Genomic DNA, 24,099 nt, shown 5'->3' on the forward strand with positions numbered 1-24,099 from the left:
ACTCATGGTTCTAGAATCTCACACTCTCTAAAGTTCACCAAGACATCATCAACTGAGACTACACAAATCTATGAAGCAGAAAGAAGCTTAATTTGCACAGAATCAACCGCCTGTGACATAAGGTCGCTGCTCGCCAGACTCCGCTGAAAATCCTGAATTACCATATTGAGCTGTTCGCGGGTGAGTCCGGGAAGAACAGCAAGTTTAATCGCAAGCTCAGGACCAGGTCCTCCGCCCCTTAGGATCTTTCCCGTGCCTGTGCGTGCCTGTACGCCGTCACCAACATCGCATTGAACATCCACCAAAGCGGGTTGTGTAGAGATAAGGCGCTTTAGTTCATTTAGTACCTCGTCGCTGAGATACGAAGGGATCCACGGTTTCCCCTGCGCCAAAGACCAAACAGCGGGGCGACGTACCACAAAGGTGAGGTTCTGACCAGGATTCACAACGATGAGTTGGTTATCATCTTCCACAGCACTCAATGCCGTTTTACGCATAGAGGCCGCAACCGGGCGAGCTTGCGGATGCCACTGCGTCAAAGCATCAACACTCGTAAAAACAGGAAGAGCTTTTCGACCATCTGGAGCCTGCAAGCTAACTAATGCCATATCAGCTTCTTTATCAGATACCAGACCATCATGGGTTATATGAGCTTGTGAAAGCTGAGCAACAATCGGAGCAAATATTCGCACTTCACTCAACGCTTCAACAACTGCTGCCTCATCAACTTCATCAGCTTCAAAAGAGGTCAGAACCCGGACTAAATCTGGGTTTGTCAAACCATCGTCTCCATAGTATTGATGGGTTTGTGACGTTCCCTCTCCCAGGTTCCTCCCTTTCCAGGGCTGTCCGCCAGTATCAGTTTGCCTCCCAGCGCTGCGCAATTGAGCCGCAATATGCTCCGGCAACGCGCGCTGTGCAACTGCACGCTTTTGGGGTTCAGACAGATTCCGTTGTTCTTGTGGGTTATGAGGCATCATCATTAGCCGCCTTAAGAGCCTCTTCAAAAGTAAAATTGCCGACGTACAGTGCCTTCCCTAGGACAAGACCTTCCAAGCCCTGATTCGTCAGCGCACGAAGAGTGCGAATATCTTCCAGTGAAGCAACACCTCCCGAAGCCACAACGGGATGCTCAGTGAGACTGAGAACTTCACGAAGCAGCTGTAGCCCAGGCCCTGAGAGAGCACCATCTCGGCTTACATCTGTCACAATATATCGGCATGCTCCCGCAGTTTGCAGCCATCGCACTGTGTTATGCACGGAATCGCCACACCATTCGGTCCCACGTGCTACAACGGTTCCATTGCGAGCATCCAAACCCAGAGCTATCCGCTCACCATAGTGCCCTAGTGTTTTCTCTAACCATGCCGGATGCTGCAGCGCCGCCGACGTCACGTTGATGCGATCGGGTTCAAGACTCAAGGCGATTTCCAAAGAACGTTCATCTTTAACACCGCCACTGACCTGTATTTTTATAGGATTCTGAGCTATCGCACGAACTCGATCAATAACCTTGCGAAGGGTGCGAATGTTGTTACCACGGCCAAACGCCAAATCCAGATCAACAAGATGAATCCATCGTGCCCCCGCGCGGCGCCACGATAGAGCCGCTTCCACCGGATCTGTACCCTCACTCTGTTGGGAGAGGCGACCGCCTACGGGACGCACTGCACGCCCCTGAGCAATATCGACTGCGGGAAGAAGTTCTAGAGTACCCATATTCTTATCCCTGTGACCCGTATACGAAAGTTACATATGCTCCGTAGCCGAAGAGGGCTAAAGCAATAATCCACAGCACAATCTGCGCGCCAAGAGATATGCCCTGTTTACGGAAAGATATACCCCCACCGGCAAAGAATGCCCCAACAGTCATAAGAATAAGTCCGGAGTATAGAGGTGACATGTGATGCTCCTTCGCAGTTTTTCGTAAAATTTATGATGCTACAAACGGTTCATGACGGGAAGATGCGCAACCCAGCGGCGAAGAAATTCTTCACCTGCAGCACCCGAAGCTACCGGACAAAATTGAATTGCTGTGAGAGGACCATTCTCGACAGCTGCAATATAACGCGGATCTGCATCAGTCCAACTGACAGCAGGCGGCTCCATATAGTCTATACTCTGGTCAAAATCCCAGGTAAACACGCCATCCTCTGCTTTGAAATTTAGGGGTTCAGGAAGATCCTGTAAAAATTTACTGGACACAGCGGCCTCAACCCTATAGCATCCTGGATGAGCCCCAGCGGTGGCTAGATCTTGTGCAGCACCCGGCCACTCTCCTAGTGCAGAAATATCAAGGTCTCCAAGCTCTGGGTTCACGGTTCGGATAACTTCAAATAACATCCCAAAACCAGCCCCCGCAACAAGGACAGGACGGCCGCCTGCAACGCGCCTGCCAAGCACCCGATCACCGTGGAGTTTCCGCACAGCCTCGTATGTTTCGAGAGATTTCTTATGGCCAGCAATCACCGTACCATCAGCGTCTCGTAGAGAATCGAGATCTGTGGTAACGAACGCTTGGGCACCGACGCGCTCGCACGCTTGCTGGAGCTCGCCATATGTGCCAAATTCGCCAAGTATAGCTACTGTGGGACGTGTGGGCATAGAGACTCCTTAGTTCCGCTCCCACCGGATTCCAGACGAACAACCGGGCGAGCATACAAATGTCATGTATCTCTAGGGTACAAACTCCAAGGTTTCTGCCCCTAATCTCACGCTATCATCGCATACCGCATGTTATATCGCCTGTATTGAGCACCATATGTCCATAAAAGGGCCTTACGCGATACAGGTCCCTTCAAAGCCACCAGTCGCAAATTAGTCATGAGAGCAAAGAATGCGGAATAGTTATAATAAGCGCACATCCAGTCACGTTTTCTAGATAGCAACTATGGCTGCTATCGCACATTTGGGACTTCTAGACGCTGCCCGACTTTGACAGTTGAACCCTGCAGATCATTAAGTTTACTGATCTGCACCATGGTGTCGCGTGGATCAGTCTTCGGGTCTACCTCTTGTGCAATATCCCAGAGCGTATCTCCAGATTGAACGGTCACGTACCGGGTTCCTGCGCCTTGAGAATTATTTCCAGCGTTTGCTGTATGCGGCGATATAAGAATGATCGCCCCAAGAACGACAAGGGCCGCCAGCGTTATCAGCGGAATGCCAAAAACCCAATTTTTCAGAGCCCTAGAGCAATGCATAGCACGTGTGAAAAATGAGGGATTGCGCTTATTAACCACCGACACACCTTTAAGTTTTTCTGGAACCCGCCGCTGTCCGCTTGATGTTTTACCGGTTACGCTCTGCTGAGTCTGAGAGGAAGATGTGACGTTCACTTTCTGTGGTGCAGCTGAGAATGAAGTCTCGTATACAGCTTGTACTTGAGGAAAAGTCAGTCGAGGATGAGGATGAGGCACACGGGAACGGCTCGGTGAAGCATAGTGTGTACGTGCTCGATAAGAGCCCTGACGAACACGAGCCGGGTGAATGACGGTTAACCCCGCCGGAATCCGGGAGGAAGAAGCAGCCGTTGCCATAGTATTTTCCTTTCCTCTGGTGTGTGACAAGTTCATATCCTCGCCGTTACACACCATTCTCAATGCTCATAATGCGGTTGGTATGAGTTCATATTCCTGCAGAAAGCACATATTTTGCTTTCGGATTCTCTCAAGATGCTCTAGAAATACCGAAGTATTTCGAAGACCGATAATCCCTGCATAGCAAGAGCCTGAACTAGAACATTTCACCGAAAGACCTCAACTTTTATCGAATATGTCTTCCGTAGACACCAACTATATCGAATCTAGTTTCGATAGTCTAGTAGAAAGTTACTAAATATTTCTTCGATTATATTCGAGGTTCATAGAATATTTGTTTGAAGTTTTCTCTCTGATGCTTTAGACTGAGAACGAGACGGTTCATCGTTATGCTTACCTGGATCCAGTCAATACTCTAGGAACCATGGCGTGCGTAAATAGTTAGAAAGAAGGCTCCGCATGACACCCGAAGCTCAGCGCCCTCCGCTGACTCCGCGTCAGCAGAAAATTTTGGATGCGATTCGTACAGAAATCGAGCAGAAGGGATATCCCCCTTCGATGCGTCAGATTGGCGATATCGTTGGGTTGGCTTCGCTTTCTTCGGTGACTCATCAGCTCGGTCGTCTTGAGAAGATGGGGTATATTCGCCGCGATCCAAAACTACCGCGTGCCATTGAGATTCTTGACGATCTAGAGCATGAGGGCACTTCAGCCCATTTTCCGGAGCTGCCTACATTTGAGGTGAGCGATGAGGATATGGTTCCCGTGCCCCTCGTAGGTCGCATTGCTGCTGGTGGGCCTATTACGGCTGAGCAATCCGTTGAGGATGTTCTCTCTCTCCCCCGCCAGCTCGTGGGCAGCGGGAAGCTCTTCATGCTTCGCGTCAAAGGGGATTCTATGATTGACGCCGCCATATGCGACGGTGACTGGGTTGTTGTGCGTGAACAACACACCGCTGATAATGGAGACATTGTTGCGGCTCTTCTTGACGACGAAGCGACCGTCAAAGTATTCCGCCAAGTAGATGGTCATACCTGGCTGCTCCCCCGAAATTCCCAATATGAGCCCATACTCGGCGACCGCGCCACGGTGATGGGTAAAGTAGTTTCTGTTCTGCGAAGCATCTAACAGGGATCTTCTGAACTGCGCGCGTTTTTCTCAAAAGACACGCGCTAGAGGTTCCGTTCCTGCGTATTCAACCGTCTCATGTCCAGAAGGAACAACAGCACAATGATTGACCGTGAGATCGTTTTTATTGTCTATGTATCGGATATCGAGGCCTCAGTGTCCTTCTATACGAGCATTTTAAATCTTGAGGTCAGTTTTACCTCGCCACGCTATGTCACCATGGATTTAGCGCCGGGAGTCTCGCTAGCGTTGTGGACCGGAGCAAGCAATACTCTTCATGAAACTTCAACACGTACGTCTGAGGTATGTATAAATCTCAAGGGTTCCGATGCAGAAATCCTCACGCAGTACCAAGCCTGGGTGGAACAAGGGGTTGTCATATTGGAAGAGCCCCATCGTGATGTATTTGGGATGACTTTCGTAGCAAGTGATCTAGATGGGAACCGTATCCGAGTTTCCCCGATAGACTAACTAATTACTATAGGCAGCCATAAGCGCACAATACATCAGGGAGGGCACCGTTGAACGGTACCCTCCCTTTCTCACATTACATCTATGGACGCTTCGCTACGTTTATGTCTCGGCACCAGTACCGGAATACAACGTGCATTAAGCCCGCGTATCTTATTGCTTTTAGTCAATACTCTGGTAAAGCCGTTCTAAAGCACCCAAAACAACATTCTTATCCTGGGTGGTCCAAAGGTTAGGCATCGCCCGCATCAGGTACCCACTGTATCGCTGAGTCGCCAGCCTAGAGTCAAGGATCGCCACTACCCCGCGATCGTGGACGGAACGTATCAATCGCCCTGCTCCCTGAGACATGCGGATTGCCGCATGATATGCCGAAACAGCCATAAACCCATTCCCGCCTTTTTCTGCCACGGCACGGGTACGCGCTTGAGCGAGTGGATCGTCTGGGCGCGGGAACGGTATACGGTCCATCAGTACCAGACGACAGGAGTCTCCGGGAACATCTACTCCCTGCCAAAGGCTCATGGTGCCGAAAAGACAAGCATTTATATCTTCAGTAAACTCCTCGACAAGAGCCCGCAACGAAGACTCTCCCTGCAAGAGAATATTCAAATCCGTGTGCTGACGTACATATTCAGCCGCTTGCTCGGCACCTCGCTTCGATGAGAATAACCCCAGAGCCCCACCACCAGAAGCTTCACATAATTCGCGTAATCGTTCGAGCTGCTGAGGATTCACGCCAAAGCTCGGTTTGGGCAAGTCGGAAGCCACGTACAGAATTCCCTGCCGTGGATAATCAAAAGGAGAGCCTACATCAAGACCTTCCCAGCGCGGAGCTTGCGGCCCCGCTAACCCTAGGGCACCTGCTACCGCATCGAAGGATTCGCCCACGGTAAGGGTTGCACTCGTAAGAATAACGGTACGGTCCTCAAAAAGCCCCTCACGCAAACGGCTTCCGATGTTCAAAGGAGCAACGTGGAGTGTGGCGGGATCCTGATCGGATGCCGCCGTATATCGTCCGTTTTCCCAATTACCCTGGCGAGATAGCCACAGCACTTCGCGGTGTTCGGCAGACTCCAGCATGCGCGTTGCGGCATCGTGTACCTCAGAGACACGTGAACGAGCCATCTGAAGCCCGGCATCCGCCTCTTTATTGTCACTCTTAGAGTCGGAAAGCGCCGCCCGTGCGGCATCGGCTACAGCCGCGAGCGCGTTCAGAAGTCGCCCTTCGAGCCTTTCTATCAAGCCCTCAGAAACACCTTCACATGCGGTTTCTAAAGAACCGGCGGCTTGTTCAAGCGCGCTGGAGTCTGCTTTGGAGTTCTTGCGGATATCGCGAGCAGCACGCCTAATTAAGGAAGCAGAAAGAGAATCCGTCACCGCGCCGGTCACGCGGTCTGCGAGCTCATGCGCCTCGTCAATAATAGCGATATCGTGTTCGGGAAGTACACCTAAGCCTTCAAAAGCGTTGATGGCAAGCAGCGCATGATTAGTAATCACAAGATCGGCTTCATATGCTTCTTGGCGCGCCCGCTCACTAAAGCACTCCTCAACGAGGGGGCAGCGTTTTCCCAAACACTCTGAGGCGCTCACGGATACCTGCGCCCAGGCACGATCCGATACACCGGGTTTAAGTTCATCGCGGTCGCCGGTCTCGGTTTTTTCCGCCCAGGACCTTAACCGCAGCACCTCTTCACCAATGCGAGACATACTACGCTGAGGCATGTCGAAGAGGGTATCAGGTTCCTCTTCGGGGTATCCCCCGTCGAGTTTGTGCAGGCACAGGTAATTGTTCCTGCCCTTGAGGATTGCGACCTGAGCTTCAGATTCGGGCTCAGAAGAGAGCGCCTCCATAAGTTTTGGAAGGTCTCGTTTTACGATCTGCGCTTGGAGGGCTAGGGTTGCGGTCGCCACGATAATGGGTTTTGTGCTCGCACCCGCATGATGCAGGGCTGGCACCAAATATCCGAGGGATTTACCGGTTCCGGTGCCTGCCTGCACGAGGAGATGCCGCTCAAGGTCGAAAGCTTGCGCAACATGGGCTGCCATCCTACGTTGTCCGAGGCGTTTTTGCCCGCCCGTTTTTTCAATCGCACGATCGAGCAAATCTAACACGGGCTTTGCACCGGGCAGAGTTTCAAGCTCCGCTCCGGTGGGCGCAGTAATATTATCATCGGTCACGGACGCTCACGCTCTCATTACGCGAGTTCACAGACGTTTTCGGGTTCAGAGGCAGAGTCTTGAAGCTCCAATTCAAGCACTTCAAGGAGCTCGCCGTCGATCACATAGTCAGAGAGTTCTGCGGCAACATCCTCACGCACCAAAGCGGTGACAAAGGTTCCATCTGAGACAAACGCAGTACTTTTAATCTCAGCGTCCCAAGCATGAAGACGGGAAATAACTTCACCGTGGTTGTAGGGGATCAGTAATTTAACTTCAAGCGATGGCCGCGGAATTGTATCCGCAATCTTCTGCTTGAGTTCGTCAATGCCCTCCCCTGTGCGCGCCGAGACGATGACGTGGTTCGATTCGCGCTGCCGCATGCGTTCGAGGATAAAGGGATCTGCCGCATCCGCTTTATTGAGCGCAATAATCTCGGGTATACGGCGAGCATCTAAATCTGCGATAACCTCACGCACGGCGCGAATCTGCCCCTCAGGGTCTGGGTGAGATGCGTCTACCACATGCAGAATCACGTCTGCATCGGCTACCTCTTCGAGCGTGGAACGGAATGCTTCCACGAGCTGGGTGGGCAGCGAGCGCACGAATCCTACAGTGTCCGAAAGCGTATAGCCGATGCCGTCCGGAGTCTGTGCTTTGCGCACGGTCGGATCCAGGGTTGCGAAGAGAGCGTTCTCCACCAGAACACCGGCATCGGTCAGACGATTCAGCAACGACGACTTACCTGCGTTCGTATACCCCGCGATAGCGACCGAGGGTACCCTGTTGCGTTTACGGCTTAGGCGTTTTGTCTCACGTGCGGGCGCCATAGCAGCTATTTCGCGCTTGAGCTTTGCCATGCGGGCACGCAGACGGCGGCGATCCATCTCGATTTTGGTTTCACCAGGTCCGCGTGAACCAATGCCTTCACCGGATGCTGCACGCCCGCCTGCCTGGCGTGACAGGGATGCGCCCCAGCCGCGCAGACGCGGAAGCATGTATTCGAGTTGGGCAAGTTCGACCTGTGCTTTGCCTTCACGAGACTTCGCGTGTTGAGCGAAGATGTCTAGAATCAGGGCGGTACGATCGATCACTTTGACTTTAACGATATCTTCGAGGGCTCGTCGTTGTGAGGGTGCTAATTCAGAATCGACGATCACAGTATCAGCACCGCTTGCCTCAACAATGTCTTTGAGTTCGAGGGCTTTTCCTGAGCCAAGAAAAGTTCCGGGGTCTGGTTTGAGGCGACGCTGAACTAGCCCGTCCAGCACTTCAGATCCTGCGGTTTCGGCGAGTGCAGCGAGTTCTCGCAGGGAGTTTTCAGCATCTTCGACGGTCCCTTCGGTCCACAGCCCGGCGAGAACCACGCGTTCTAGGCGCAGCTGACGGTATTCAACTTCAGTCACATCATCGAGCTCGGTAGAAAGCCCGGCGACTCGGCGTAATGCGCGGCGTTCGGCGAGGTCTTCCTGCTCGCCGTCAAATTCTGAGTGTTCCCGCTGATTATCGGAAATTTCTCGGGCACGGGTATCGAGCACGCGGCGTTGTGCGGTGCTACCGGTGCTTTCGGGGTAGATAGTGGTCTGTGCCGCTGCATCTGCACGGCCTAAGACTCGTTCTACGGTTCGGCGTAGCTGCTCATCACTGGGCAGCTTTTCGCTGGAAAAAGAGGTATCTGTTAATTTCATATGTTCCTCTATTTTAGCGGTCGCATGCCGCAGTTGTCGCGGTTTTCGGTTATCTCTCGCTGTGGGCGCATCAGCGTAGCAGCGATGATGCGGGGTGCAGCCGGGTACACTGGATTCATGAGCGAACAGCATTATTTTTCCTCGTCTCCCGAGGTCGAGTTCAAACCTCGAACGGTTCAGGTTGAGTTGGCGGGGCGTCAGGTTTCCGTGACGACCGCGAACGGTATTTTTAGTCCTTCGGGAATAGACAAGGGAACTGCGGTTCTTTTAGCGCAAGTACCTGAGCCGCACGGAAAATATATGCTCGATATTGGATGCGGCTGGGGACCCATCACATTATCTTTAGCTATGCTTGCTCCGCAATCTGAGGTTTATGGGATTGACGTCAATTCCCGCTCGCTTTCGCTCACGGAACAGAATGCCCGCGCTTTGGGGCTGCATAACGTCTCGGTGAGCACCCCTGATGAGATAGATCCCACATTACGTTTCGATACTATCTGGTCCAATCCTCCGATTCGCGTGGGTAAAGAGGTTCTGCACAATATTCTGCTCGCGTGGCTTCCGCGGCTAGCCCCCGGCGGTGCTGCCTATCTGGTGGTTCAAAAGAATTTGGGTTCTGATTCCCTGCAAAAATGGCTGGATGCACAGCTCACCGAACGTTTTGGACCCGAGTTTTCGGTATCTCGATATGCCATGTCGAAGGGGTTCCGTATCTTGGAGGTTGTGCGTTCTTCCAAAGGTTCTTAAAGGCTTCAGGTGGATGCTCACGCGATAATGCCCGCCAGCTTCTCCGCCTCAGAAGAAGGCTGACGGGCATAAGTTCTCAAAACTCCTTCGTAGGTTAGTGGAGCTCAATCTTGGCAACCGTCTGAGCTGGCCCTGCTAGAACGACGTGTTCGAGGTCGTCGGGGCCTAGGACGAAGGTTACTGCGAGCGTGCCGCCGGGAACATGAACCAGCCATTCATCGGGCGCCTCTTCGCCGCCCCAAAAACGGGTTGCCGCCGCGGCCGCGCATGCACCAGTCCCGCAGGATAGAGTCTCACCTACGCCGCGTTCGTATACGCGCATCCTGATGGCTCCAACATTTTTATTCTCGTCGGATGTTTCTAGATCAACCGGAACCACAAACTCAACGTTAGTTCCTTTTTCGGGGGCTGGATTTACCTGTGGTTGGCTGTTCAGATCGAGTCCGTCCAACTTGCCTTCCTGACCCAGCATCACCACAGTGTGGGGGTTACCCATCGAAATCGACAGACCGGCTCGGGGAGTCATCAGTCCACGCGCCGAAACATGCGAATCTTCACCACTTTCGCGTGCTGTGTCTCCGTGGATAAAACTCCACGGACCCATATCAATGGCATATCCTTCTTCGGTGCGCGCCACGATTTTGACGCCACCTCGCGTAGCAATCTTGACGGTCTCACCTACCTCAAGGTCAATCATTCCCTCAGTACGCAAGTAATCGACGAAGGCACGCACACCATTCCCGCACATTTCGGCGATCGAGCCGTCACCATTACGGTAATCCATAAACCAGATAGCGTCTGGATGTTCTTCCAGCATATTCTGCCCGGTCCTGAAATTTTCGGTATACGCTGCACGGATAAAGCCGTCAGCACCGATTCCAAAATGACGATCGCAGACACGCGCGATGAGGTCAGCATCGAGCGGGATCTCAGAGGCTGGGTCGGTCAGAAATATAAAGTCATTACCCGTTCCATGCCCCTTTGTCAGAGTACGCCCGGCTAGTTCTCCCCACGTGGATACGCCATCGGTCATGCTCGTTTTCTACCCTTCGTTCTTCGTGACTAAATCTCTGTAAATTCTACCGGTTTACCGCAGAGGATGCGCTGCTTAAGCGGGTTTCGGCCCTTTACAGCCTTGACTCGCCTGGTGCACGACCTCAAGCGCTTGGCTGAGCAGGTTCTTCGATTCGGCGTCAAACCAGTGTACGCGGTCGTCCCCGCGAAACCAGGTTATCTGACGGCGCGCAAATTGTCGGGTTGCCGTCGCGGTGTCTTCGATCGCATCGTGCAGAGTATACGTCGCGCTCAACGCGGGGTCGGAGGCGGTAGTCTGCGCATCCAAAACCTTCAAAAACTGGGCGTACCCGATGGCACGTGAGGCGGTCTTTCCCTCACGCAGACCATGCTGTTCCAGCGTTCGTACTTCATCTAAAAGCCCTGATTCCGCCATGTTCACCACCCGGCGGTGTAGGCGTTCATGGAGGCGTTCACGATCCATATCAAGCCCAATCTGTATGGCGGGTGAGACATATTCGCGTACTGGCATGAAGGCAGAAAAGGGACGTCCCGTCACCTCAAAAACTTCGAGGGCACGTATAACGCGCCGTTCGTCGTGAACACGCGCCGCAGAGTCAGGATCGACCTGAGCCAGGCGTGTGCGCAAAACACCGAGCCCCTGCTGGGCGGCTTCCTGCTCCAGCCGAGCCCGTACCGCCGAATCCGTGCCGGGAAATTCGAGTTTATCAAGAGCTGCCCGAACATAGAGACCGGATCCGCCCACCAGAATAGGGTACTTACCGCGTGCTCTAATATCCGCAAAGAGCTGCCGGGCTTGATGCTGAAATTCTGCTACCGAAGCTTCCTGCGTGATATCCAAAATATCGAGCAGATGGTGAGGAACCCCCTGCATTTCCTCAGCGGTAATCTTAGCAGTTCCGATATTCATACCGCGATAGAACTGCATGGAATCCGCGTTTACGCATTCACCGTCAAGATGCCGGGCAAGAGCAATTGCGAGCGCACTCTTACCAGTACCGGTGGCACCGACAATAGCGAGAATAGGAGGCTCCAAGGGGTACGTCATGGGTCTATTGTACGGGTCTACATATAATTATGAGACCGCGCGCACCCCCTACGGTATCTAGGATTTAGGCCCAATAGTGGGCATGCCAAGCCCCACCGGACCGCCCGAAGCCTGGGTAGTTCCGGCACCGCAAGATTCGGCCTGTGAACGGTCCCAGGCCTCCCCGGCTCGGGTGCGGCGAAGCTGATACTGCTCAGCGGTGGGATCTGAAATCAGATGGAATGACCCTGCCTCAGTGATAGGAACGGTCACCATGTCTCCAGGGCGAGGCTCTTCGCATCCAGCGGGCACCGAAAAATGTACGAGGCGCTGATCCGGTCCGCGACCCGCCAGACGATGCGTCTGCTGCGCTTTACGTCCAGACTCTGCGACAACCATCAACTCGACAGTCTTCCCCAGCTGTTTATGGTTCTCTTCGCCCGCAATACGGTCTTGCAGAGCCACTAGGCGTTCGTAGCGCTCTTGCACAACATCTTTTGGAATCTGGTTTTCCATAGTCGCCGCCGGGGTGCCGGGGCGAATTGAGTACTGGAAGGTAAATGCTGACGAGAACCGCGCCTGCTCCACCACGCGTAGCGTATCCTGGAAGTCTTCTTCGCTCTCACCGGGGAACCCCACGATAATATCGGTGGTAATGACAGCGTGCGGAATGCGCTCGCGCACCTTCTCTAAAATGCCCAAGAATTTCTTGGATCGGTATGAGCGGCGCATGTCTTTGAGCACCTTATCTGATCCCGATTGAAGCGGCATATGCAGAACAGGCATGACGTTCGGGGTTTCTGCCATCGCTTCTATCACGTCGTCGGTGAACATAGCTGGATGCGGTGACGTGAACCGTACTCGTTCCAGTCCCTTAATATCACCGCAGGCGCGCAATAGTTTGGAGAATGCCTGACGATCCCCAAATTCCACGCCGTAGGAGTTCACGTTCTGCCCAAGCAGAGTTACTTCGATCGCGCCGTCATCGACGAGCGCTTGAACTTCAGCGAGGATATCGCCGGGTCGACGATCTTTCTCTTTACCGCGCAGTGACGGCACGATACAGAAGGTACAAGTGTTGTTACATCCTACGGAGATTGAAACCCAGCCCGAGTACACATGATCGCGTTTCGTGGGCAGGGTCGAGGGGAACACCTCAAGCGATTCGAGCAGTTCCGCCTGCGCTTCGTGATTGTGGCGGGCGCGTTCAAGGAGTGTGGGGAGCGAGCCAATATTGTGGGTGCCGAACACGACATCTACCCAAGGGGCTTTTTCGATAATAGTGTTCTGGTCTTTTTGAGCCAAGCATCCGCCTACAGCAATTTGCATGCCTTCGTGGCGCCGCTTCACAGAGGCCAGCTGCCCCAAATGTCCGTAAAGGCGGTTCGATGCGTTCTCGCGCACCGCGCATGTGTTAAACACTACGAGGTCGGGTTCTTCCCCCTCAGCGGCGCGTACATACCCGTTCGCTTCTAGCAAACCAGACATACGTTCAGAATCGTGAACGTTCATTTGACAGCCAAAGGTGCGAACTTCATAGGTTCGGGGAGTTTCGGCGGACGTTGCGGATTCAGCAGAAAAATCATTTAGGGTCATGCTCACGCCATTAGGGTAGCGGATGGTGGATAATGGCTCTATGCAGGTATCCCTTAGTAATTCTTCCGGCCAATATCCTGATGATCCCCTCGCGACTATTCTTGAGCGTGCCATCGCGGAATACCATCCCGCGCCCACGCACTCCCCCGCCGATTCTGAGGCGTTCCGAGTCAGTGTTCTCAAGATGCTTTCGTGGGCGGCAACCCTACCGGCTATCGGAGATCGGATTCCGCTCTCGCTGACGATTCTCTCAACCGGAATGCGCTCGGTAGTGCTGCGAGTACGCTATGGCTCTAACCCGCATACGCCCTGGCAGCCCGAATCTGTCATCTTAAAGCGTTATCGCCGCGGAGATTCGGCGACTAACGCAGGCGGTTTTGGATACCTTCGGGAAAAATACGGTGCGGTTGCCCTTGATGAAATGGTTCCAGATATCTACCCTGCCCTCTACGGTGTTGATGATGATCTACGCTGCTTAGCACTCGAAGACGTGGTTTTTGAAGGGTCGGTACCCGTTGCAAGCTCCCTCATAGCTGATACTTCCACGCAGCTTTTCAACCAGAACAATACGGCACGCGCTTTTGCGGCTTACGCGGCAGTGTGGGGTGAATTCGCCCGACAAGGAATTTTTGACGACACCGTCGATCAATATCGCGCGTCGCTCGCGAAGGCGGACCGTAGGGCGCAGTTCCCGGGGGCGATGCCCTCCCCGAAACTTGCCGAGAAGGGGCTTCAACGCCTATATCCCGATCTCCCAGCAGAACGGAGCGAAGATGCCGAAGAACCTACAAACGATCTCCAAGAACTAATCTTCCGGTTCCATCGCATTACTCAGCCATTTTTCCTCAAACGCCCGCCGGTACCCGAGCAGTTTAAACGTAGCCGCGGGCAGGTCTATATGCTCTCGTCAGGAGATTTTTCGCCGCATAACGTGCTGTACTCCCCTGCCGATACGGCACCTTCTCGCGGTATCGGCACCCGCGCTTTTGATACGGAGGGAACCTGTATCCACCACCGCGGATTCCCTTTTGTGGAGGCGATGCTCGGGTTTCCCTCGTCGCCCCAGTACCCGCTTTACCGGGTAGATAGGGAACAGGAGCTTCCTAAATTTTATACGGTCCTCTTCGGTGAAATACCTTTAGATGCCAGGCTTGCAGAAGACATTGCGGTGTGCGCAGCTATTACAGTGTGTACGCTTTTGGAGCTTTACGCCGACGGAGCTCGGGTGCGGGTTCTTCCCCGCATTTGCCGCCAGGGTGTTGAGCTGATGCGCATCCTGCTTACTCTTGGGAACACCCAAGACCCTGCGCTTTACGATCTCATCCAGCGCCTTGGCGATTACGGTAAGAACCTCGAAAAGTAGATTAGACGGCACGTCCAGTTGCCTCACCGGCGGCAAGCGTAAAATCCCAGCTAATTCCGTTCCAGGTGAGAACCTGCGGACGCAGTTCCTCACGCAATGCAAAACTCTTATCGGCGTACCCCAGCAGATACTCGTCGAAGGCCGGGAGGCTAAGCTCGCGGTTGAGTGCATCCTTAAGCTCCGAACGGGTAATGCCTTCTTGCCAGGAACCTACCGCATATTCTTGCCCGCCCAGCACAATAGTCTGGGTACAGCGAGCATGTTCAAACGCATACCGGGCATCGGTTATTGTAATCCCAGCCCACCAGCGCAGATCCTCCGCGGTCACCGGCCCGTGACCGCATATATAACGTGTACCCAGTTCAGCCAGTGCCTGTTTTCGCTCATATTTTGTGCGGGGCACAGGTATGGAGTCGCGGTGCACGAAGCTTTCTTCTTTTTCCCGGAGCGGCCCTTGAAGAACCGTGCCCTCACCGCCGTAGAGTCGAATGAGGTGGCTGCGCCGCGAACTTGGCCCGCTATAGCCGTATTCATCCAGAATGGTGTAGAGGTCAGTGCGAGTGAGCGGCTCAAGATGTCCCCTGGTTTGTAAAGCGTCATGAAGGTGCTCACGCCACCGCTCAAAGTCTTCGAGCGTAAAGTTACATTGACGCATATAGGTGGGTTGAGGCTTCGCGCCTCGGCCGGCGACAGCAGCATACAGCGAATCTGCACTGTTAAGAGTCAAAAAGTGGAGTGTCCCGCGCATGGGCCACGAACGTACAATGCTGTAGTCGTGAATGCCTTCAAGAACTGTGTCAGTACTGCACCCAGCTCGTAGCGCAATGGCACGCACACCGGCGTTATAGTTTTGCCCCTGAACAGCGTAGAGATGATTTAACACATGTATCGGGGCGCTTGTCTCTTGGTACAGAGTGTCAGCGTCTACACCTATACCACGATGCGCTGCACTTGGAGCGAGGAGCTGAGCGATCATACGCCTGGCACGAAGTTCTTGTAACGGCTGCATAGATTACCTCTTATCTGTTGCTGGATCCGCTGGATACTCTTCTGATGAAGAATATTCAACAGTCTTCTTCCTGCTCGCTGCGGTACCTCTCGATTTCTTCTTTTACCACCGAAAACGCTACAGATGAAGAATATCCTCGACGTGCCAGCATCCCTACTAGCCGACGCAAGATTTTCTCATTCTCGGTACGATCTGAGAAGTTCATGGAAGGACGCAGTTTTTTGCGCACGAGCTCCGCCGCATCCCGGTGCTCATCTTCGTCCGTGCGTGCAGCGAGCGCATCTTCAGCAAGTTCTCCGGTAATTCCTCGCTCTTTGAGTTCACGGCGCAGAGCGGTTCGGGAAAGCTTCTTATGTTTTCCCCGCTGTTCCACAAAGGAACGCGCATACTCGGCATCGTCGATTAGGTGAGCCGCCTCAAATTTATCGAGCAGCGGCTCTATAAGACTTTCCTCAAACCCTTTATCGGCAAGTTTTTTCTGCAACTGCGCGCGGGATTTAGCAGAATACGCCAGCTGATTGTAAACCAGAGTCTTTGCTCGCGTGTACGGATCTGGCTCTTCGCGCTGTTTCCAACGTCCTGAGCGATTGGTGCCCGGAACATTCGTCTTTTCTTCGGCAGCGATACCTCGAATAAGAGCTTCTTCTTCGGTGCTCAAAGGTTCGTTGAGGGCACTCCCCTCACGAAATAATGGGCCTGATGACCTTTTCTTCTTTCGTACTTTTTCTGGATGTTCTTCCTCTGCACGATGAGCCCCAATAGCCGGGGCGAAGGGCGATTTTTCGGTGTTCTTGGGGCGCCGGAATCCTTTTTTCCAGTCCGGGTTTCGACGCTTCTTACGGGCGCCCGATGTACGCTCTGCTGAAGTTTTTGATGAAGCGTTTTGTGTACGGGGTTCTGCATCATGTTGAGCTGCCGCCCCTCCCCCTCGTGTGCTTGGGAACGAGCGCGATGAGGAAGAACGATAGGGTACAGAATCGGGGTCGGGTTTGTCTTCCACATATCCGTGTGCGGCGGGATGCCAATCAGAGAATCCTGTGGCTTTGCCCTCTGCAGCATCAGAAATTGTTTCAGCGTCAGAAATCGTAGGGTCACTCAACGGGTTATCACCCCAGGCATCCGCCAACCAATCGTTACCCATGCCGCCTTCCTGTGCTGATTCGATGCTGTAATCCTGTAGGTACAACGCCTCAAAGGCGTAGAGTCCTCAGATATGCTGAGCGTGTGCCGCGCATCCTCAAAGCTAGGCTATCGTGGATGCGCGGCACACGCCATCTTATTTAGAATTCTTCTGCGAGCTCGTCGAGAGGATCGGCTTCAACCGATGTGGCTTCAGCTTCTTCCGAAGATTCCTCGCCTTCAGGATCGATAATTCCGAGTTTTACGAGGACCTTATACTGTAGTTCCTCAGTCAATTCCGGGTTATCCTTGAGCAGTTTACGCACGTTCTCGCGCCCCTGCCCCAGCTGTTCGCCATCATAGGTAAACCAGGCGCCAGACTTCTTGACGATGTCATGCTCTACCGCGAGGTCAAGAATACCGCCTTCAACGGAGATACCCTCACCATACAAAATGTCGAACTCGGCCTGTTTGAAGGGAGGAGCCATCTTATTCTTCACGATCTTGGCACGAGTTTTATTGCCAATGGGGTTCGCCCCGTCCTTTAAGGTCTCAATACGTCGAATATCGATACGCACCGAGGCGTAGAACTTCAGGGCCTTACCGCCGGTCGTGGTTTCGGGAGAACCAAAGAACACGCCGATCTTCTCACGAAGCTGGTTAATGAAGATTGCTGTAGTGCCGGTGGATGCCAGGCGACCCGTAATCTTACGGAGAGCCTGGCTCATCAAACGCGCCTGCAGGCCCACATGAGAATCACCCATATCGCCGTCAATCTCGGCGCGGGGAACGAGAGCCGCTACAGAGTCGACTACAACGATATCAACAGCGCCGGAACCAACCAGCATATCCATAATTTCGAGTGCCTGTTCCCCAGTATCGGGCTGCGATACCAAGAGGGCATCGGTGTCAACGCCGAGTTTGGCAGCATAGACCGGATCGAGTGCATGTTCAGCATCAATAAACGCCGCGATACCGCCCGCTTTCTGCACATTCGCTACAGCATGCAGAGCGACAGTGGTCTTACCAGAAGATTCAGGACCATAAATTTCAATCACACGGCCGCGGGGCAGTCCGCCGATACCGAGAGCAGCATCCAAAGCGATAGCGCCGGTTGAAATAACCTCCGTTTTCACGGTCTCTTTATCGCCTAGACGCATAATCGCGCCTTTACCATAATCCTTGTCGATTTTAGCCATCACGGCTTCGAGTGCCTTGGCACGGCCTTCTTCAGGAACACGAGCGACGCCCTGTGCCTTGCTGTTCTTTGCCACGGTTAGTTACCTCGTTCTATCAATAGAAGGTCTCAATGATTCTTCGGGAGGTGCTTCTCGCCACCCTCTGCACACTACTCTACGAAGTCCGCCTGACACTTTAAGACCGGCGGCGGAAGAATGTGGAAAAATCCCCCAGAAAGTACAGATATTTTTACTCTGTGGATAGATTAGCATGACTCGAACAAAAATCCTATAAATCGCACAAATTTTCGGCAAATTTTTTCGAATTTATGCTCGCCGTGTCTATCTCAGAGTCTCCACATACAGCGTCGCAACAACCCCTAAACCGGACTTATTCCGCAGCAATTCATGGATTCGGCTACCTGCGCGGTTCACGGTCGGGTCCCAAACGGCGAACCTCCGGAATATCCTGTGTCTCGCAGACCGCAAGCCAAACATCCTTCGGTGCAACCCCAGCTTCAAGTGCCTCTAAAGCCGTCATATTCCCAAGCGACCCAAGCACCAAATCTCCCGCCAAAACTCGGGCATACCCAGCACCGAATTCGTAGTCCATATTTGTCCAAAACTCGCTGAGTTTCATCATCCCTCCTTACGCTCTCCTGTTTCAGAGCACATCCGAAAAAATCACGAGAATGCTTCATCAGAGTCCCCTGCGAAGGTAGACCTCTACCGTTGTCAATGCATAAAAAAGCGAACCGCGCATCATAACGGATGCGCGGTTCGCTCACATAGGTTTCTTAGAGCGAAGCCATCATGTAATCGTTACGGTACTGCTCAGCAAGCTCGGCGGGAACGGTATCCGGAACGTGTACGCCCTCTAGAATTGCCATACGGTCGGCGACTTCACGGAGCATCTGGTACATCGGGATATCAAGCGCCTGGCAAATCCATGCCAAAAGCTCCGAAGAAGCTTCCTTCTGCCCACGCTCAACTTCGCTGAGATAACCCAGGGAAACACGTGCGCTCTGTGAAACCTCGCGTAGGGTACGACCCTGGCGCTGACGAACGTCACGAAGAACCTCGCCAATAGCCTGGCGCAGAGGTACAGTCTTTGCCTCTTCCACAACAGGAGCTACCTGCTGCGGAGCTGGGTTAATTTCTTTCCACCGGGTAATACCATTAATAGATACACGCTTCTTGGTCATATGCGTTGTTTCTCCTCGTACGTAGGTCAACCAGTGTTCGGTTCTTACAGTTATTAAGCCTAACTCATTTTTTAGTTCTCGGCTAGCCTCGGGTACTGTAGCGTTTATATGAGCCTGGCTAGTATATATTCAAACTTACCAAGCTATAGTTTTATTCCCATGCACCTGGGAAATCCCTGGAAACTTGATTAAAGTATCCCGTGAAAAGATACTTCAGCTGACCTCTAGATAAGGCTACGATGCGTCCTTAGTACCGTGCACAGCCTGGGTCAGCAGGAGAATTACATCCGCCGTTGCCGAGGCGCGAATCTGTACCCGATCCCCCTCATAGTGCCGCTGTACGGCATAGGTTGCCTCTGGAGTGTGCACACCCAAAAATACGGTACCAACGGGCTTACCATCGTGCGGCTCTGGCCCTGCAACTCCAGTGGTCGAAACCCCGTAGTCAGCTCCACAGATTCGTGCGGTTCCCTGCGCCATCTGCCGGGCAACTTCCGGATCAACGGAGCCAATCTTAGCTAAAAGCTCCTTGTTTACGCCTAAAACGGATGCCTTGACCGCGCTCGCATATGAGATAACCCCGCCGCGATAGTATTCCGAGGCTCCCGCAACGGTGCAGATAGTACCCCCGACGTCTCCTCCGGTGAGAGATTCCGCCGTAGAGATTGTCAGACCTGTACCGACCAACGCATCGTGAAGCATCTGAGAGGCTTCCTTCGCACTATGCGGTACCGTTTTGAGTACGTCCATAAGTACTCCTCTCCTCCCAACGAGATATATCCGACGTATAAAATACCGGGACAGTCCATCTAGAACCGTCCCCAGCCTCATGCCTATGCGGGATGCTGCGCCAGCCATGTCTGGCGAAGCTGATGGGCATCACGCACATAAACCGCCCCTGTCCAGACGGTAATAGCGGTTACCGCCGCCATAAGAACCCATCCGGGAACCAACCAAGGTTTGCCGAGGAGTCCTAAGGGTAAAAGCATCACCACGAGAGCAATGGTTTGTAAAACGGTTTTGATCTTTCCGCCCTTATTTGCCGCCATAACCCCGTATTTGATAACGAAAAAACGCATGATGGTGATTCCCCACTCCCGAAGGAGAATTACAGCGGTCACCCACCACCACAGCTCGCCCAACCAAGAAAGGGTAATGAACGCCGCACCGGTGAGGAGCTTATCAGCAATAGGATCAGCGATCTTCCCAAAGCTCGTGATGAGGTTACGGCTTCGAGCCAGGTAACCGTCCGCCCAGTCGGTAATCATCGCAGCAATGAAGAGGGCGAAAGCAAGCCACCGCTGCGCCACATCTTCAGCTCCGAATGTCCCGCCCGCAAGGAGCACTACAACGAAAAAAGGAACTGCAATAATACGCACAACCGTCAGAATATTCGGCAGATTCCAGTTAGATACATGACGCTCGGTCTGCGATACCGCCGATACTGATTCCTGACTCACTGTTACCCTTCGTCTCTACAGTCTGGTACCAACGACTCGTTGTTGGCTGCAAGGAACTCCCAGAGCGTAGCCCTCGCCTCATATCTTTCCAGTATACGAGGTATCGTTCCCATAAGAATGGCGTTCCGATAAATCCTTGTTTGGGCTCGTAGTAATAGAAAAATTCCCGCTTCCGCAACACGATATGCCAGCAGAAGCGGGAATCTCTCTAGGGTGTGAGAACTACTTTGAATACGACTTGTTTGGGTTATCGCCCCGTGAGCTGCCAGGCGTCCTCCGAGCCCTCATCGCTCTCTTCCACCGCATATTCGGCAGATTCTGCGGGGTTCACCGATTGCGCGTACGGGTCTTCAAAAGTTTCCTCAACGGGTTCGGGCACCTCTTCACCCCGGATGCGTGCCAAGGTATTCTGTAGATCGTCCGGGCGCACCAGCACATCGCGCGCCTTCGAACCCTCGGAAGGACCAACTATGCCTTGAGACTCCAGCAGGTCCATAATGCGCCCCGCCTTCGCAAAGCCCATGCGGAGTTTACGCTGAAGCATTGAGGTAGAACCAAACTGCGTGGTAATCACGATTTCAGCCGCCTGGAGCAGGTCATCAAGGTCATCGCCGATTTCCTCATCAATCTGCTTCTTCGCGGCAGAAACCATAACGTCTTCACGGTAAATTGTCGGAGCCTGCTGCTTCACGTGCTCAACAACCGCGTGAATCTCGGATTCAGAGACCCACGCACCCTGCACACGCATCGGCTTCGAGGCACCCATTGGCAGGAAGAGCGCATCGCCCTGACCGATCAGTTTTTCAGCGCCTGGTTGATCCAGCACCACACGCGAATCCGTGACCGATGACGTCGCAAACGCCATACGCGAAGGAACGTTCGCCTTAATCAGACCGGTCACCACGTCAACCGAAGGACGCTGAGTTGCAAGCACCAGGTGAATACCAGCTGCACGCGCCAACTGCGTAATACGAACAATCGCCTCTTCAACGTCACGCGGGGCAACCATCATCAAATCGGCAAGCTCGTCCACGATAACCAACAGGTACGGGTACTCGTGAATTTTTCGTTTACTCCCCGGCTCAGGCTGAATCTTGCCCTCGCGTACGGCCTTGTTGAAATCGTCCACATGCTTAAACCCGTAATGCGCCAGGTCGTCATAGCGTGCATCCATCTCACGTACTACCCATTGAAGCGCCTCCGCTGCCTTCTTCGGGTTAGTAATAATAGGCGTAATCAGGTGCGGAATTCCCTCATAGGCAGTAAGCTCCACGCGTTTGGGGTCCACCATCACCAAACGCACCTGATCAGGTGTAGAACGCATAAGAATCGAGGTGATCATCGAGTTCACGAACGAAGACTTACCGGCACCGGTTGCACCCGCAACCAACATATGCGGCATTTTCGCCAGGTTCGCAAGCACAAAACCACCCTCGACATCTTTGCCCACGCCCATAACCATCGGATGCGGGTTCGAGTGAGCCTGCGGGGACCGTAAGACATCACCCAGAGATACCGTCTCGCGGTCGGTATTTGGGATCTCAATACCGATCGCCGATTTACCGGGGATAGGCGATAGGATACGCACATCCGGGCTGGCGACCGCATAGGCGATATTCTTACTCAGCGCGGTCACACGTTCAACCTTCGTACCGGCACCCAGCTCGATCTCGTAGCGGGTCACGGTCGGACCGCGCGAGAATCCGGTGACAACCGCATCAACCTTAAACTGCTCTAAAACATTGGTCAGTGCCTCGACCACGTGTTCATTCACTTCGGATGATTCCTTAGCAGGGGGACCTGCCACCAGCATCTGCTCTGCGGGCAGGTTATAAGTGCCCTGCGAAGACTCGACGGATTGTTCGGGGCGGGCCTGCTCGGTATGCGCGGTGCGCGTGTTGTTTTGCAGGGGTCGTGACGCCCCCGTACCGGCAGCCGCTGCTCCGCTGACCGTAGCTTGCGGCTTCGTCTGGGGCATGCGGGATGCACCACTACTTTGCTGCGGTTTAGCTGATGTACCTTGCTGCACTGCTTCCGGCTGTGACTGTTGAGGAGGCTGCATCTGAGGGCTTGCTATCTGCTTTGTCGCAACATTCTGCTCGGATGCAGCGGGCACAACCGACTGCGCCGATGTGTCATCAAATGCCTCTACATCAAAGAGCGCATCCGGTGCTACACGACCGTGTTCAACGGCGGCACGCTGCGCCTGAGCCAGGCGTGCCGAGGGCGCATCCGAAGCCTCATGATCGAACACGGTGTTCTCGGTGCGGCGTTTGGGCAGGCGGCTCAACCTACCCTGAGACGACGCCGAAGAATGCGGTGCGGGTGCATCCGCAGAGGTTGCGGAAAACTCTTCATGAGTATTAACCACAGGGCTGGCGAATGCCTCATCGCCAACGTATTCATCCAGTCCCTGATCGGCCTGTTGGGAACGACCGAATCCGAACCACCGCTTAATTGACCCGAAGATACCGCCGCGAGATGTACGGCGTTCTTCCTCATCACCATAAAGATAGCTGCGATCATGTTCCGAGGCACTCAAATCGACGGTCTGAGTCGCTGCCGTGGAATCCGCATCATAGCCGTCCTGCGGGTATGCGATGGTCGGATCGTCATCGGTGGATGCAACCGGCTTTTCACCCAAGGCCACGCGAATGAGATGTGTAAGCCGCGGAATAACCTGACGCACCGGAGTAGCCGTCAATACCATAAGCCCCATGACGAAGAGAACCAGAATAACGAGCCACTGCACAAATGCTATGCGCTGCATGAGAGGCCCAAGAAGTGCACCAATGGCGCCACCCCCGGCCCAGACAACCTCAAAACCGCCCGAAAAACTGGGGTATCCGGCATTCATCGCGAAGAAAAGCGACGCTGCAATAAGGATAAGCAGCAGACCGAGCGAGACTCGATTGGTGCGGCGAACATCATCCGGCGTACGGAAAACGCACCATGCCAAGATAAAGCTCAGAATCGGTACCAAGATAGCACCCTGACCGAAAACGCCGCCCAGCATGGTGTGCCATGCCGAAATTGGGGCATGAATAATGGCCGGTGCAGACATGACGCGCCAGCTATACCATTCGACCCCCGCCGTAATAACGCCGAAAAGCAGAATGAAGAGCGCTCCGCCGTCTCGGCGTGCCTGTGGATCTAAATCTGTGCGATGCACCCCAAGAGCACGCACAGCACCGCCCACCGTGTGGGCGATGCCTAACCACACTTTCGCAATAGCATTTGCTACAGGGTTGGTTTCGGGGGTATTCGCGCGCTTAGACGTGCCTCGGGAGCCGCGTGCCGAGGTTTTCTTGGCTGATCCGGTTTTGCTTTTACGCCCTTGATTACTCCGTGAAGCCATATTTACTAGGTTAGCA

At 53.6% G+C, this 24,099-nt stretch carries 22 protein-coding genes; 4 read left to right on the top strand and 18 right to left on the bottom strand.

The features are described from left to right. Positions 1-68: 68 nt before the first annotated feature. From HMPREF2554_RS01100 to HMPREF2554_RS01120, 5 genes are all read right to left on the bottom strand, one after another. Positions 69-779 carry an SseB family protein gene (locus HMPREF2554_RS01100; protein ID WP_244864684.1) on the bottom strand — a complete coding sequence of 237 codons (711 nt, stop codon included), beginning with the start codon at positions 777-779 and terminating at the stop codon, positions 69-71. A 187-nt stretch (positions 780-966) separates the two neighbouring features. Then, positions 967-1,719 carry a HisA/HisF-related TIM barrel protein gene (locus HMPREF2554_RS01105; RefSeq protein ID WP_013398774.1) on the bottom strand — a complete coding sequence of 251 codons (753 nt, stop codon included), beginning with the start codon at positions 1,717-1,719 and terminating at the stop codon, positions 967-969. A 4-nt stretch (positions 1,720-1,723) separates the two neighbouring features. Next, on the bottom strand, positions 1,724-1,903 hold the full coding sequence (locus tag HMPREF2554_RS01110; RefSeq protein ID WP_004006282.1) for a hypothetical protein: 180 nt from the start codon (positions 1,901-1,903) through the stop codon (positions 1,724-1,726). Positions 1,904-1,941: 38 nt separating this feature from the next. Beyond that, on the bottom strand, positions 1,942-2,604 hold the full coding sequence (locus HMPREF2554_RS01115) for an imidazole glycerol phosphate synthase subunit HisH (RefSeq protein WP_013398772.1): 663 nt from the start codon (positions 2,602-2,604) through the stop codon (positions 1,942-1,944). Positions 2,605-2,897: 293 nt separating this feature from the next. After that, a complete protein-coding gene (locus HMPREF2554_RS01120) occupies positions 2,898-3,539 on the bottom strand; it encodes a LysM peptidoglycan-binding domain-containing protein (RefSeq protein WP_013398771.1) in 642 nt (213 codons plus the stop codon). A gap of 459 nt (positions 3,540-3,998) precedes the next feature. On the opposite strand from HMPREF2554_RS01120, the gene lexA reads away from it, so the two are divergent. Further along, on the top strand, positions 3,999-4,667 hold the full coding sequence (lexA, locus tag HMPREF2554_RS01125; RefSeq protein ID WP_013398770.1) for a transcriptional repressor LexA: 669 nt from the start codon (positions 3,999-4,001) through the stop codon (positions 4,665-4,667). 102 nt (positions 4,668-4,769) lie between these two features. Beyond that, the gene (locus tag HMPREF2554_RS01130; protein ID WP_013398769.1) at positions 4,770-5,138 is read left to right on the top strand and encodes a VOC family protein; all 369 of its coding nucleotides are present in this window, start codon (positions 4,770-4,772) and stop codon (positions 5,136-5,138) included. 162 nt (positions 5,139-5,300) lie between these two features. On the opposite strand, the gene HMPREF2554_RS01135 is transcribed toward HMPREF2554_RS01130, so the two are convergent. Next, the gene (locus HMPREF2554_RS01135; RefSeq protein ID WP_013398768.1) at positions 5,301-7,319 is read right to left on the bottom strand and encodes an ATP-dependent DNA helicase; all 2,019 of its coding nucleotides are present in this window, start codon (positions 7,317-7,319) and stop codon (positions 5,301-5,303) included. 17 nt (positions 7,320-7,336) lie between these two features. Further along, positions 7,337-8,986: a GTPase HflX gene (gene hflX / locus HMPREF2554_RS01140; RefSeq protein WP_013398767.1), complete on the bottom strand. Its 1,650-nt coding sequence runs from the start codon at positions 8,984-8,986 to the stop codon at positions 7,337-7,339. Positions 8,987-9,103: 117 nt separating this feature from the next. On the opposite strand from hflX, the gene HMPREF2554_RS01145 reads away from it, so the two are divergent. Next, complete coding sequence (locus HMPREF2554_RS01145) at positions 9,104-9,733, top strand: class I SAM-dependent methyltransferase (protein ID WP_041322031.1); 630 nt, start codon at positions 9,104-9,106, stop codon at positions 9,731-9,733. A 94-nt stretch (positions 9,734-9,827) separates the two neighbouring features. On the opposite strand, the gene dapF is transcribed toward HMPREF2554_RS01145, so the two are convergent. The 3 genes from dapF to miaB all read right to left on the bottom strand — a co-directional run bounded on the left by dapF (position 9,828) and on the right by miaB (position 13,391). Beyond that, a complete protein-coding gene (gene dapF / locus HMPREF2554_RS01150) occupies positions 9,828-10,766 on the bottom strand; it encodes a diaminopimelate epimerase (protein WP_013398765.1) in 939 nt (312 codons plus the stop codon). 75 nt (positions 10,767-10,841) lie between these two features. Then, positions 10,842-11,816 carry a tRNA (adenosine(37)-N6)-dimethylallyltransferase MiaA gene (miaA, locus tag HMPREF2554_RS01155; RefSeq protein ID WP_013398764.1) on the bottom strand — a complete coding sequence of 325 codons (975 nt, stop codon included), beginning with the start codon at positions 11,814-11,816 and terminating at the stop codon, positions 10,842-10,844. Positions 11,817-11,873: 57 nt separating this feature from the next. Then, a complete protein-coding gene (gene miaB, locus HMPREF2554_RS01160; RefSeq protein WP_013398763.1) occupies positions 11,874-13,391 on the bottom strand; it encodes a tRNA (N6-isopentenyl adenosine(37)-C2)-methylthiotransferase MiaB in 1,518 nt (505 codons plus the stop codon). Between the two features lie 40 nt (positions 13,392-13,431). On the opposite strand from miaB, the gene HMPREF2554_RS01165 reads away from it, so the two are divergent. Then, positions 13,432-14,754: a hypothetical protein gene (locus HMPREF2554_RS01165; RefSeq protein ID WP_246825961.1), complete on the top strand. Its 1,323-nt coding sequence runs from the start codon at positions 13,432-13,434 to the stop codon at positions 14,752-14,754. Between the two features lies 1 nt (position 14,755). Here HMPREF2554_RS01165 and HMPREF2554_RS01170 read toward each other — a convergent pair whose 3' ends face one another. From HMPREF2554_RS01170 to HMPREF2554_RS01205, 8 genes are all read right to left on the bottom strand, one after another. After that, complete coding sequence (locus HMPREF2554_RS01170) at positions 14,756-15,763, bottom strand: DNA glycosylase AlkZ-like family protein (RefSeq protein ID WP_013398761.1); 1,008 nt, start codon at positions 15,761-15,763, stop codon at positions 14,756-14,758. A gap of 55 nt (positions 15,764-15,818) precedes the next feature. Next, positions 15,819-16,904, bottom strand: a complete 1,086-nt coding sequence (locus HMPREF2554_RS11705) for a regulatory protein RecX (protein WP_013398760.1) — start codon at positions 16,902-16,904, stop codon at positions 15,819-15,821. 139 nt (positions 16,905-17,043) lie between these two features. Then, on the bottom strand, positions 17,044-18,156 hold the full coding sequence (gene recA / locus HMPREF2554_RS01180; protein ID WP_004006268.1) for a recombinase RecA: 1,113 nt from the start codon (positions 18,154-18,156) through the stop codon (positions 17,044-17,046). 322 nt (positions 18,157-18,478) lie between these two features. Beyond that, positions 18,479-18,700 (bottom strand): DUF3046 domain-containing protein, encoded by a 222-nt coding sequence (locus HMPREF2554_RS01185; RefSeq protein ID WP_004006267.1) that lies wholly within the window; start codon positions 18,698-18,700, stop codon positions 18,479-18,481. Between the two features lie 157 nt (positions 18,701-18,857). Then, positions 18,858-19,265, bottom strand: coding sequence for a helix-turn-helix domain-containing protein (locus HMPREF2554_RS01190; RefSeq protein ID WP_004006266.1), 408 nt, complete (start codon positions 19,263-19,265; stop codon positions 18,858-18,860). A 234-nt stretch (positions 19,266-19,499) separates the two neighbouring features. Further along, positions 19,500-20,015: a CinA family protein gene (locus HMPREF2554_RS01195; protein ID WP_041321721.1), complete on the bottom strand. Its 516-nt coding sequence runs from the start codon at positions 20,013-20,015 to the stop codon at positions 19,500-19,502. An 83-nt stretch (positions 20,016-20,098) separates the two neighbouring features. Continuing rightward, positions 20,099-20,725 (bottom strand): CDP-diacylglycerol--glycerol-3-phosphate 3-phosphatidyltransferase, encoded by a 627-nt coding sequence (gene pgsA / locus HMPREF2554_RS01200; RefSeq protein WP_013398757.1) that lies wholly within the window; start codon positions 20,723-20,725, stop codon positions 20,099-20,101. Between the two features lie 247 nt (positions 20,726-20,972). Further along, positions 20,973-24,083: a DNA translocase FtsK gene (locus HMPREF2554_RS01205; protein ID WP_013398756.1), complete on the bottom strand. Its 3,111-nt coding sequence runs from the start codon at positions 24,081-24,083 to the stop codon at positions 20,973-20,975. Positions 24,084-24,099 lie beyond the last annotated feature (16 nt).

It is taken from the genome of Rothia sp. HMSC071F11 (genome assembly GCF_001809115.1).
Taxonomy (GTDB): domain Bacteria; phylum Actinomycetota; class Actinomycetes; order Actinomycetales; family Micrococcaceae; genus Rothia; species Rothia dentocariosa.